The sequence below is a fragment of the Pseudomonas sp. MPDS genome (assembly GCF_013283895.1).
Classification (GTDB): Bacteria; Pseudomonadota; Gammaproteobacteria; order Pseudomonadales; family Pseudomonadaceae; genus Aquipseudomonas; species Aquipseudomonas rhizophila.
The window spans coordinates 2163816-2175328 of record NZ_CP054128.1 but is presented as its reverse complement, the minus strand read 5'-3'; the positions used below and the strand labels follow the sequence as shown (position 1 = coordinate 2175328).

The 11513-nt window shown below is 60.7% G+C and carries 12 protein-coding genes; 4 read left to right on the top strand and 8 right to left on the bottom strand.

The genetic code is table 11. The annotated features are described in order from the left end of the window. Positions 1 to 158 precede the first annotated feature (158 nt). Positions 159 to 1502, top strand: coding sequence for an aminodeoxychorismate synthase component I (gene pabB, locus HQ912_RS09655; protein WP_047228273.1), 1344 nt, complete (start codon positions 159 to 161; stop codon positions 1500 to 1502). Positions 1503 to 1640: 138 nt separating this feature from the next. On the opposite strand, the gene thrH is transcribed toward pabB, so the two are convergent. Beyond that, positions 1641 to 2258 carry a bifunctional phosphoserine phosphatase/homoserine phosphotransferase ThrH gene (thrH, locus tag HQ912_RS09650; protein WP_047228272.1) on the bottom strand — a complete coding sequence of 206 codons (618 nt, stop codon included), beginning with the start codon at positions 2256 to 2258 and terminating at the stop codon, positions 1641 to 1643. A gap of 173 nt (positions 2259 to 2431) precedes the next feature. Here thrH and HQ912_RS09645 point away from each other — a divergent pair, with 173 nt between their 5' ends. Both HQ912_RS09645 and HQ912_RS09640 read left to right on the top strand, forming a co-directional pair. Next, complete coding sequence (locus HQ912_RS09645) at positions 2432 to 3172, top strand: phosphoadenylyl-sulfate reductase (RefSeq protein WP_047228271.1); 741 nt, start codon at positions 2432 to 2434, stop codon at positions 3170 to 3172. Positions 3173 to 3314: 142 nt separating this feature from the next. Further along, positions 3315 to 4043, top strand: a complete 729-nt coding sequence (locus HQ912_RS09640; RefSeq protein WP_076383859.1) for an aspartate/glutamate racemase family protein — start codon at positions 3315 to 3317, stop codon at positions 4041 to 4043. A 146-nt stretch (positions 4044 to 4189) separates the two neighbouring features. Here the strand turns inward: HQ912_RS09640 and HQ912_RS09635 are convergent, their stop codons facing one another. Further along, a complete protein-coding gene (locus HQ912_RS09635) occupies positions 4190 to 5113 on the bottom strand; it encodes a LysR family transcriptional regulator (protein ID WP_047228269.1) in 924 nt (307 codons plus the stop codon). Between the two features lie 125 nt (positions 5114 to 5238). On the opposite strand from HQ912_RS09635, the gene HQ912_RS09630 reads away from it, so the two are divergent. Then, positions 5239 to 5985, top strand: a complete 747-nt coding sequence (locus HQ912_RS09630) for a 3-oxoacyl-ACP reductase family protein (protein ID WP_047228268.1) — start codon at positions 5239 to 5241, stop codon at positions 5983 to 5985. A 69-nt stretch (positions 5986 to 6054) separates the two neighbouring features. Here the strand turns inward: HQ912_RS09630 and HQ912_RS09625 are convergent, their stop codons facing one another. The 6 genes from HQ912_RS09625 to HQ912_RS09600 form a co-directional block, all read right to left on the bottom strand. Then, positions 6055 to 6750: an HAD-IA family hydrolase gene (locus tag HQ912_RS09625; protein WP_047228267.1), complete on the bottom strand. Its 696-nt coding sequence runs from the start codon at positions 6748 to 6750 to the stop codon at positions 6055 to 6057. Positions 6751 to 6946: 196 nt separating this feature from the next. Then, positions 6947 to 7306 carry a hypothetical protein gene (locus HQ912_RS09620; RefSeq protein WP_047228266.1) on the bottom strand — a complete coding sequence of 120 codons (360 nt, stop codon included), beginning with the start codon at positions 7304 to 7306 and terminating at the stop codon, positions 6947 to 6949. A gap of 90 nt (positions 7307 to 7396) precedes the next feature. Then, complete coding sequence (locus HQ912_RS09615) at positions 7397 to 7600, bottom strand: hypothetical protein (protein ID WP_076383858.1); 204 nt, start codon at positions 7598 to 7600, stop codon at positions 7397 to 7399. A gap of 69 nt (positions 7601 to 7669) precedes the next feature. Beyond that, the gene (locus tag HQ912_RS09610) at positions 7670 to 7837 is read right to left on the bottom strand and encodes a hypothetical protein (protein WP_171061338.1); all 168 of its coding nucleotides are present in this window, start codon (positions 7835 to 7837) and stop codon (positions 7670 to 7672) included. A 193-nt stretch (positions 7838 to 8030) separates the two neighbouring features. After that, the gene (locus tag HQ912_RS09605; protein WP_047228264.1) at positions 8031 to 8447 is read right to left on the bottom strand and encodes a glycine zipper domain-containing protein; all 417 of its coding nucleotides are present in this window, start codon (positions 8445 to 8447) and stop codon (positions 8031 to 8033) included. Between the two features lie 681 nt (positions 8448 to 9128). Next, positions 9129 to 11321, bottom strand: coding sequence for a response regulator (locus HQ912_RS09600; RefSeq protein WP_173406716.1), 2193 nt, complete (start codon positions 11319 to 11321; stop codon positions 9129 to 9131). Between the last annotated feature and the right edge of the window lie 192 nt (positions 11322 to 11513).

The following is an 11513-nucleotide window of genomic DNA, read 5'->3' as shown; positions in this document are numbered from 1 at the left end:
TGCGCAACCCAGCGGGGATAAATCCCCTCGCCACAAGGTGTTCACAGCCAAATGTTTCGATGGCCCCATACTTACTCATCTCCGACATCCCTCTAGGAGCAAATCCTACAGAGGGATTACAATCGCCACCCCGCCTGAACGGCTGACCCACCCCGCCCATGTCAACCTGCTCCGTACACCCGCTGCCCTACCGCGCCAACCCCGCCGAGTATTTCGCGGTGATCCGCCATGCCCCGGGCAGTGTGCTGCTCGACAGCGGCCGGCCGAGTGCCGAACGCGGACGCTATGATTTGCTCAGTGCCTGGCCGCTGGAGCATCTGGCGGTACTGTCAGACGAGACCGGTGCCGATTTCCTGCAACGCTTGCGTATTCATCTGACGCAACTGGGGAGTGCTGTACTGCCGGCCTCGGTGCAATTGCCTTTCGCTGGCGGCCTGATCGGCTACCTGAGCTACGACTTCGGCCGACATCTCGAGACCCTGCCGTCCCACGCCAAAGACGATCTGCACCTGCCCGACGCGCGGTTCGGTGTGTACGACTGGGCGCTGGTCACCGACCATCAGGCCGGGACCAGCCAGTTGGTGTTTCACCCTCACTGCGCCGACAGCGAACGCCAGCGCCTGATTGCGCTCTTCAGCCAGCCAACCTCAGCGCCTGTGACCGCCTTCAGCCTCGAAGCGCCCATGGCGCCCGACCTCAATAGCGATGCCTATCGACTGGCCTTCGAACGGATCCAAGCGTATATCCAGGCCGGCGACTGCTACCAGGTCAACTTTGCCCAGCGCTTCCGCGCCCCGTGCCAAGGCGATGCCTGGGCCGCCTATCAGGCGCTGCGGGCGGCTTGCCCGACGCCGTTTTCCGGCTTCCAGAGCTTGCCCGACGGCGGCGCGGTGCTGAGTCTGTCACCCGAGCGTTTCGTCAAGGTCAGCGAAGGTCATGTGGAGACCCGCCCGATCAAGGGCACCCGTCCACGCGGCGCAACCCCTGACGAAGACGCCGCACACGCCGCCGAGTTGCTGGCCAGCCCCAAGGACCGGGCGGAAAACCTGATGATTGTCGATCTGCTGCGCAACGACCTGGGCCGTACCTGCCGCATCGGCTCGGTGCGCGTGCCGGAGTTGTTCAGCCTGGAAAGCTACCCCAACGTCCACCATCTGGTCAGCAGCGTGACCGGCGAGCTGGCCGACGCCAAGGACGCCCTGGACTTGATCGCAGGCAGCTTCCCCGGCGGCTCGATCACCGGCGCACCGAAAATCCGCGCCATGCAGATCATCGACGAACTCGAACCGACCCGGCGCGGGCTGTATTGCGGCTCGTTGCTGTACCTGGACGTACGCGGAGAGATGGACAGTTCCATCGCCATCCGCAGCTTGCTGGTCAAGGATGGACAGGTATGTTGCTGGGGCGGCGGCGGGATTGTCGCGGATTCGGATTGGCAGGCGGAGTATCAGGAGTCGATTACCAAGGTTCGGGTGTTGCTCGAAACTTTGCAGAACCTTTAAAGCATCGCAAACAAGCCCCTGACCAGGCGCAGAACCCTGTGGGAGCGAGCTTGCTCGCGATAGCGGTGTGCCAGTTGGCTCAAATGCTGCTGACCCAACGCTATCGCGAGCAAGCTCGCTCCCACAGGGGGATTGGGTTTACAAGCTTAGATTTCGATTCGAGGCCTTGATGAATTCCTGCTTCAACTCAGCAAAACTGTGCACTGCCGGGAACTGCGGGAACTCTTGAATCACATTATCCGGCGCATGGAACAGAATCCCGGCATCGGCTTCACCCAGCATCGTGGTGTCATTGTAGGAATCCCCCGCCGCAATCACCCGGTAGTACAGGCTCTTGAAGGCCAATACCGACTGGCGCTTGGGATCTTTCTGACGCAGCTGGTATCCGGTTACCCGTCCGCTGTCATCGGTAATCAAACGATGGCAGAGCAACGTCGGGAAACCCAGCTGGCGCATCAGGGGTTGGGAGAATTCGTAAAAGGTGTCGGAAAGAATCACCACCTGGAAACGCTCGCGCAGCCAGTCGACGAACTCGATGGCGCCGTCCAGCGGCTTGAGGGTGGCGATGACTTCCTGAATATCGGAGAGCTTGAGGCCATGCTCATCAAGGATGCGCAACCGTTGCTTCATCAACACATCGTAGTCGGGAATGTCCCGCGTGGTCGCCCTGAGGGATTCAATACCGGTTTTTTCAGCGAAGGCGATCCAGATTTCCGGGACCAGCACACCTTCCAGGTCGAGACAGGCAATTTCCACAAGACACTCCCATTTTTTTGATGTTTATCGGTTGAGCGAACAAAAGGACTGCCGACTCTAGCCATTCGCCGATGCCTACGCAACGCACAGGAGCGCGCCAGCCCCGACAGCTTTTGTTACCATCAGCCCCATATAGAGCGCCCAGCGCCACCGACCTGTAGGAAGCCGCCCTGATGAGCCCATCGTTTGACGTCGTGGAACTCGCCACGACCTATGCCAACAAGTCCCCACAGGACATCCTCAAACTGGCCTTCGCCGAATTCGGCGATGACCTGTGGATATCTTTCAGCGGCGCCGAAGACGTGGTGCTGGTGGACATGGCCTGGAAGCTGAATAAGAACGTCAAGGTGTTCAGCCTCGACACCGGTCGCCTGCACCCGGAAACCTATCGGTTCATCGAACAGGTGCGCGAACACTACAAGATCGATATCGAACTGATCTCGCCGGACCCGGCGAAACTCGAGCCTTTCGTGAAGGAAAAAGGCCTGTTCAGCTTCTACAAGGACGGTCATGGTGAGTGCTGCGGCATTCGCAAGATCGAACCGCTGCGGCGCAAGCTGTCCGATGTCCGCGCCTGGGCCACCGGCCAGCGTCGCGATCAGAGCCCCGGCACCCGCAGCCAGGTGGCCGCACTGGAAATCGACACGGCGTTTTCCACTCCAGAACGCACCCTTTACAAATTCAACCCGCTGTCGCAGATGACCAGCGAAGAAGTCTGGGGCTACATCCGCATGCTGGAACTGCCCTACAACAGCCTGCATGAACGCGGCTTCATCAGCATCGGCTGCGAACCCTGCACCCGCCCGGTGCTGCCGAACCAGCACGAACGCGAAGGTCGCTGGTGGTGGGAAGAAGCCACGCAGAAAGAATGCGGGCTGCACGCCGGCAATATCATCAGCAAATCCAAGGCCTGAAAAAAACCACAGCGCCTATAAAAACCATGCGGACCGCAAGAACCTGCCATTTGTCCATTCCTATGGATAACATCTGCCGTTGATTGTAAAAACGGCCCGCCAGACCGGGCCGCCTGTTTGCGCTTATGGAAGAGGACAGCTCATGCGAATTCTTGTGGTCAACGTCAACACCACCGAATCCATCACCCGGGCCATCGCCCAACAAGCCCAGGCCGTGGCCGCGCCGGGCACCGAGATCGTCGGGCTCACGCCGTACTTCGGCGCTGACTCCATCGAAGGCAATTTCGAAAGCTACCTGGCCGCCATCGCGGTGATGGATCGGGTGATGGCCTACGATCAGCCGTTTGATGCGGTGATCCAGGCCGGTTACGGCGAACATGGGCGCGAAGGCTTGCAGGAACTGCTCAATGTACCGGTGGTGGACATCACCGACGCGGGCGCCAGCACCGCGATGTTCCTGGGCCACGCCTATTCGGTGGTCACCACCCTGGACCGCACCGTGCCGCTGATCGAGGACCGCCTAAAGCTCTCCGGCCTGTTCGATCGCTGCGCCTCGGTACGTGCCAGTGGCCTGGCAGTGCTGGAGCTTGAGCAAGACCCGCAACGGGCGGTGGAAGCCATCGTGCAGCAGGCAGAACTGGCAGTCAGTCAGGACAAAGCCGAAGTAATCTGCCTGGGTTGCGGTGGCATGGCCGGGCTCGATGAGCAGATCCGCCAGCGCACCGGGGTGCCGGTGGTCGATGGCGTGACGGCGGCGGTGACCATTGCCGAAGCCCTGGTGCGGTTGGGCTTGTCCACCTCGAAAGTGCGCACCTATGCCACGCCTCGGCCCAAGACCATTATTGGCTGGCCGGGGCGGTTTGGGCGGTGAATTCACAGCTCTGAATCACATCGCCCCCATCGCGAGCAGGCTCGCTCCCACATTGGTTTTGTGGCGACCGCACCTTTTGTGTCCACCAAAAATCCCTGTGGGAGCGAGCCTGCTCGCGATGGGGCCCACGCGGTTCAGAGCCAAGCTCAAACCGCACTGAACCGCTCCCCCAAGCCCTGCGCGGCAAACTGTTCGATGATGAAATCCACAAACGCACGGGTCTTGCCTGGCAGCAGTTTGTGCTCGGCGTAGTAGATGGAAATGTTGCCATCATCGACGTACCAGTCCGGCAGCACCCGTTGCAGTACCCCCGATTGCAGATAAGGAACGGCCACCGGCATGCTCACCAGTCCGATGCCCAGCCCTTGGGCGGCGGCTGCACAGTCAGCTTCAGAGTCGCTCATGGTCATGCGTGCTTTGAGCATGAGCGGGCTGTGCTGTCGTGTGCGGCTGGTCAGTTGCCATGAACGGATACGTCCGGTCTGGGGTGAACGGATCAGGATGCCCTGATGGTGCGCCAGATCTTCCGGTTCAATCAGCGGGAGATGGCTTTGCACATAGTCCTTCGAGGCAACCAACACGCGATGAGCCACGGTCAGTTTGCGCGCCACCACACCCTGGGGCAGTTCGAAGCCACCACCAATGGCCGCATCGAATCCCTGGCCGATCAGGTCCACCTGGCGGTTATCGAAATGCCAGTCCGGATTGATCGCCGGATAGCGTTGCAAAAACTCCCCCAGCAACGGCACCACATACAGTCGACCGAACGCCGTGCCCATGCTCACTTTCAATGTGCCAGCCGGTTGCCCGCCGGCGCTGGCCAGGTTGGCGACGGCGTTCTGGATCGTATTGAAACTGGTGCCCACTTCCCTGAGAAATAGCTGACCGGCTTCGGTCAGCGTCAGGCGGCGGGTGCTGCGCTGGAACAGGCGTACCCCCAGCCGCGCTTCGAGCTTGGCCACGCTTTTACCTACCGCCGCAGGGGTCACGCTCAAGCGACGCGCAGCCTCGGCAAAACTGCCGACTTCGGCGCTGCGCACAAAGCATTCGATACTGCTGAAGGTTTCCATAAGGACCACTCTAAACTTTTGGTTTACACAGACTGTATCTATAAGCCTCTACACAGCCCAACACCGAATCCCGATACTCGCGCCATCAACCGCGGCATCTCGCCCCGGCAGATTTGGAGAACATCATGAGCACTCAAACACTGAGCGGTAAAGTCGCCTTGATCCAGGGCGGTTCCCGCGGTATTGGCGCCGCCATCGTCAAGCGGCTGGCAGCCGAAGGCGCCGCAGTGGCCTTCACCTACGTCAGCTCCGCGGCCAAGTCCGAAGAACTGCAAAACAGTATCATCGCAGCCGGCGGCAAGGCCCTGGCGATCAAGGCCGACAGCGCCGACGCAGAGGCCATCCGCAACGCCGTCAATGCTACCGTCGAGACCTTTGGCCGGCTGGACATCCTGGTCAACAACGCCGGTGTGCTGGCGATGGCGCCGCTGGAAGAATTCAAGCTCGAAGATTTCGACCAGACCCTGGCCATCAACGTGCGCAGCGTATTCATCGCCACCCAGGCAGCGGTTCGGCACATGAGCGAAGGCGGACGGGTCATCAACATCGGCAGCACCAACGCCGACCGCATGCCCTTCGCCGGCGGTGCTGCCTATGCCATGAGCAAGTCCGCGCTGGTGGGTCTGACCAAAGGCCTGGCCCGCGACCTCGGCCCGCGTGGCATTACCGTCAACAACGTGCAGCCCGGCCCGGTGGACACCGACATGAACCCGGCCGACGGCGACTTCGCCTCCAGTCTGATGGCGTTGATGGCGGTCGGCCGTTACGGCACCGTCGAAGAAATCGCCAGTTTCGTCGCCTACCTGGCAGGCCCGGAAGCGGCTTACATCACCGGTGCCAGCCTGACCATCGATGGGGGGTTCGGCGCCTGATCCAGGCCATAAAAAACGCCGTTCATGGGTAATACCATGAACGGCGTTCTGTTGTGCCGCGATGTGTCGTCAGGCCCACTCCAGCTCTGGCAAACCGCACAGGCCTGGCTGGAAGATCTTCAGGGAACGAATGATCGCGTCGGCATGGGCGTATTTTTCGTCGGCCATGGCCGAATCCGGAATGGCAATGGCAGTCATTCCCGCCGCTTTCGCCGCAGTCACCCCGAACGGTGAGTCTTCGAATACCAGGCAATCGCGGGGTGCAACGCCCAGGCGTCGGGCGGCAGTGAGGAAGATATCCGGTGCCGGCTTCGCCGCGCCGACCTCCGGGTCATCCGCTGTGACGATGAAATCGAACAACGCAAACCAGTCCCGGTGCAGCGTGGTTTTCAGTGCAAACGACTGGCTCGACGAACTGGTGCCCACCGCAATCGGAACGTCATGGGCCTTCAAATGCCGCACCAGCTCTTCAGCACCGGGCATCGCCAGGGCGTGCGGAAAGCGTTCGCGCATCAAGGGCTCGCGGATCACCAGGAACTCTTCCGGGGTGATCGGCAACTCCAGCGCCTGAACGACATAGCGGGCCAGATCCCCGGCCCCACGTCCGATGATGTTCTGCTTGACGCTCCAATCAAACGTGCGCCCGTAACGCTCGGCGATGATGGAGGTCACCTCGGTGTAAATGCCCTCGGTGTCCAGCAACAGCCCATCCATGTCGAATATCACAGCTTTGATCGGGCCAAGCTCTTGCAGCGGTGCTTTCATCGCATCTGATCCGTTATCACAAGGTTCCAGAAATGGCTCAGGTTTGGCCAGAGCAACGTGTTCACCTTAAAGGATTCAGCAGAATAACGAGAGTGGCTTGGCACAGGCAACGGGAAATCTGTGTGGGCGACTGTTGCAGCGAGGGCACTTGCCCCCTCGCCGCAACAAGGATCAGGTTCAGATGATGATCAATGCGTTATTGGCTGGAACCACTCGAACCGCCGTCATCGGAGCTACCACCGCTGTCGCTGGTTCCGGCCCCGGTTCCACTGCTGGAGGCATCGCCCCCCATGGAACTGCCGCCGCTCATTGAGCCGCTGCCCGTACCGGGACTGGTGCTGCTGCCACTGGCGTCGCTGCCATTACCGCCCTCCACGGAACCCGGCGGCAAAGCGCCTCCCGTGCCCGATGGCGTGCCGGCTTCCATCTCGGTGGAGGGTGGCATCCCGCCCTTATCTACGGGGGGATTGCCGCCCGAAGACTGGGCGAAAACCGCCATGGAATTGACCGACAGAATCCCGGCCAGGGTCAGCGCGGTCACATTTGATTTCATCATGGTGAGTCTCCCTTTTTAAGGTTACCTACCTGATGTGTGGCAATCGTGACTGGCCGATGGTGCCGATAAATCGACGGGCGGAACCGGCAATCAGCTCGGTTCGCCGGAGGCGTCGTTACCGGCAATGTCCGGATCGTCCGGGCTCGCCTCGATATCCTCATCCTCACTCGGCACCTGCTCTACCCCGGCGTCGTCGTCAGGCGGGCGCTGGTCCCGGCTCAGCGAGTCGGTTGGCGAGGGCAGCGGGTATTCCGGGGTTTCATCGTCGTCAGGGACAGGCGAATCGGCAGTCATGGCAACCTCCTGATGACGGGACAACACGTCATGCAGTTTTGAGAACACGGGCGGTCAGCTTGAGCGACTTCAATCGTAGGACTCGTCCTCGATCTCAGCGTCTTCCACCTCTTCACCCTCGATCAAGGGCACCTGGGCATCGTCCATCAGCGAGCCGGGGTCTTCATTGCCCGGATCATTGACGAAAGGAACGCCCGACGGGCCTTTTTCTTCCGTACCTTCGGTTTCCGGCGTCATGACGCACCTCGCAATTGCTGATGGATGTATGAGTTCGAGGTGCGCAGAGGGGAAACGTTCCGGGTAAATAACCCGGTAAAGAAAACGCCGGACAGCCCTGTGGCCAGACAACCCTGTGAGCAGATAAACCGCAAACCCATGGCGAACAAAAAACCCGGCTCACAGGCCGGGTCTTTCTCATCCAAACATGCGCTTAGCGATGTTTGTTCTTATGTTTGTGCTTGTGCTTCTTACCACCCGAATGACCATCGTTGTCATTGGACAGGTTGCTACCCAATGCACCACCCGCCGCGCCACCAATACCTGCGCCAATGGTGGAGCCCGTCGAGCCGCCCAGGCTGTTACCGACAATCGAACCGCCGGCCGACCCCAAACCACCGCCAATGGCCGCTTCCGTACGGCTGCCCTTACGCGCCCCCACCGCACTGCCGGCTGCACCACCGACACCGGCGCCAATGGCCGCGCCTGTGCTGCCGCCCATCTGTTGGCCGACTACGTTACCCAACGCACCGCCCAGACCACCGCCAACCGCAGCAGTACCGTCACCGGCAGCCATCGCGCCTTGAGCAACCACAAGCCCAAGCACCAAGGTGGATAAAGTCAAACGCATGATAGAAACCTCAAGAATGCCGCATCGGGGAAAGATGGCCGGTACGCGCGGGCGTCAGTCTACGCCAGATAGCGTCGGGCCATGTCACTTGGACAACAAACGGAGGGGTAGTTTTATGACAGGCAAAAAAAAGCCCGCTGGGGAAACGGGCAGGTACTGCGGTTACTGCTTTCTAACGGATGAGCCAAGATTACGCGCCCGCTTGTGAAAGAAACGTGAAAGAAACCGTCGTGAAAAAAAAGATGAAGAATATTTATGCCAGAGGCTGGAATGGTGTCGTGGCGGGGAGCTTGCTCCCTCGCCACGATGACAGGACTGAATTGTAGAGTTGCAACGTTACTTCCTGACCGGGACCCTGGGCAGGAACTTGGCCTTTTCCCCTCGCGGCACTTTGGACACCTTGGTCCTGATGGATTTGATCGGCTCGTCGCCAAAGTCCGCCCTATAGGCCGATTGCCCACACTGCAAACCTTCATTGATCGGATATGCGGCTCCGTTATCCTCGCTGTACGGTGCTCCCATCGCCTTTCCCCTTTTCGTCGAGGCCCACACCGGCAACAACCCGTTGCCTGAAAAATATAGGCCTTCACGACTTTCAGACTAGTCGGTCATCAAAGGACTGATTATTCAGGCAAGCGTCTGGCCGACGAATGGAGCTGCGTGACTTGCCCACGGACCGCTTTATTCAATCCGCCCCGCCATCGCGCGGCTCAAGATCCGGGAAACCTGATCGGCCGAATAGGGCTTGGATAGAAACTCGAAATCTTCATGGCCACGGTGGGCCAGCTCCTCGCTATAACCCGACGTCAGGACCACCGGCAGATCCGGGCGGCGCCGGCGCAGTGCCTTGGCCAGGGCAATGCCGCTGATGCCGGGCATGACGACGTCGGAAAATACCGCGTCGAACGCCATCGCATCCGGGCCAACCATATCCAGAGCCTCCTCGGCGTTGGTCGCCCAGGCCGTTTCGTAGCCCAGATCCTGCAGGATCTGATTGGCAAAACGCCCGACCTCCAGGTTGTCCTCCACGATCAACACCCGACGCTTGCCCTTTTCCAGCAGCAGGGGCGTGGTTTCCTCCCGGTTGGGCTCATCAATCTCTTCGGGCTCGACTTCCGGCAGGTACAAGGTAAACACCGTCCCCTCCCCGACCACGGTCGAAACATCCACGTTGCCGCCAGACTGTTTGGCAAAACCGAACACCTGGGACAACCCCAGCCCGGTGCCCTTGCCCACTTCCTTAGTGGTAAAGAACGGCTCGAAAATATGCTCCAGGACTTCTGCCGCAATGCCGGTGCCGGTGTCCGCCAGGGCAATGGCGGCAAAAGACTGCCCGGCTCCCGCGTGACCTCGGATCGGCGGCATGCCAGCACCGCCAATGAGCCGCAGCGACAACGTGCCTTGCCCATCCATGGCATCCCTGGCATTGAGGGCCATGTTGATCAGCGCCGTTTCAAACTGGCTCAAGTCAGCGCGGATGTAACAAGGCCGGTCGCTCAGCTCGACCTTGACCTGAATCCGCGCCCCCGTGACGGTCTGCAGCATGTCGCCGAGGCTTTGCACCTGCTTGCCCACATCGATGACTTGCGGTTTCAACGGCTGACGCCGGGCGAAGGCGAGCAACTGGCTGGTCAGCTTGGCGGCACGCTCCACCGTCTCGGAAACCGCCGTCATGTAGCGGTTGCGCCGCTCATCGGACAGATTGGGCATGCGCAGAAAGTCGACGGAGGAACGAATGATCGTCAGCAGGTTGTTGAAGTCGTGGGCCACCCCGCCGGTGAGCTGGCCGATGGCTTCAAGTTTCTGCGACTGGCGCAGGGCCGCTTCGGTCTGTTTCAGGCGCGTGGTGCGTTCCTCGACCCGCTCCTCCAGTGTCGCGTTCAGTTCCGCCAGGGCCGCGAGCCCCTCGCGCACGGCGGCGTCCGCGCGGGTCCGCTCGATGTGAGCCCAGGATCGTTCGGTCACTTCCATCAGCAGCGCCAGATCGTTGCTGGACCAGACCCGCGGCGTTTTGTCGTGGATGGCCATCAATGCGGTCAAACGTCCGTTCTTGATCAGCGGCACGCAAATGGTCGCTGCGATACCGATCGCCTGGAACGTCGCCGCTTCCTCGGGCGCCAGCTCCTTGAGGTTATCGTTGACCACCAGGGGTTTGCCAGCCCGCAGGTTGGCAACCGCCAGCCGACCGAAATCCGCCAGTCGGTAATGCCCGACAATACTGGGTGACCCCGCCCGAGCCCAATCACCGCGAATGGTGAAGCCATCCTCGTCCTCATCCATATCCGCATAGGCGCAATTGGACAGGTTCAGGTGCGCCGCCAGAATCCGCGTGGTGGTGGCCATGATGGCCTGTGGGTCGGTGGCATTCGCCACGGCATTGCCAATGGCATCCAGCACCGCCAGGCGCTGGGTCATGAACACCGTGGAAGTGGTCTCGGTGACGGTGTCCAGCATGCCCACGACCTTGCCGAACTGATCACGGATGGGGCTGTAGCAGAACGTGAAATACGCCTGTTCCAGGCCGCCGCCACGCTCGATGATCAGGGGAAAATTCTCGATATAAGTCGCCTGCCCCTCGAAGGCCGCCCGCACAATCGGGCCGATGTCGCTCCAGACTTCCTTCCACACCTCATCGAACCGCCGACCCAGCGCTTGGGGTTTATTGCCGAGGATGGGCACGAAGGCATCGTTGTACAACGTGATCAGGTCCGGCCCCCACACGATGGCCTGGGGAAAATGCGAGGCGAGGCTCAACGCTACGGTGGTCTTCAGCACATCGGGCCACTGTTTCGGCGGCCCGAGCGGGCTGGCCTCCCAATCGTGGCCGCGCACCCGTTCAGCCATCTCTCCATAGCTTTGCAGCCAGTCTGTCATTGCGATCGATCCTTCCTCAGCCGCCAATACAATCGGGGGGAAGCGGTTGTGACCCCAAGCCGGGCCGTATTATCCCGCGCCGGAGGGGAATGCGCGATTGGATTGTGGGACGTGTAGGGCTGTAAATGGGGGTGGAATGGCGGAATTGGCTGATTGAGCTACGGAAATATCCCACATGTCATTGGGAAACCT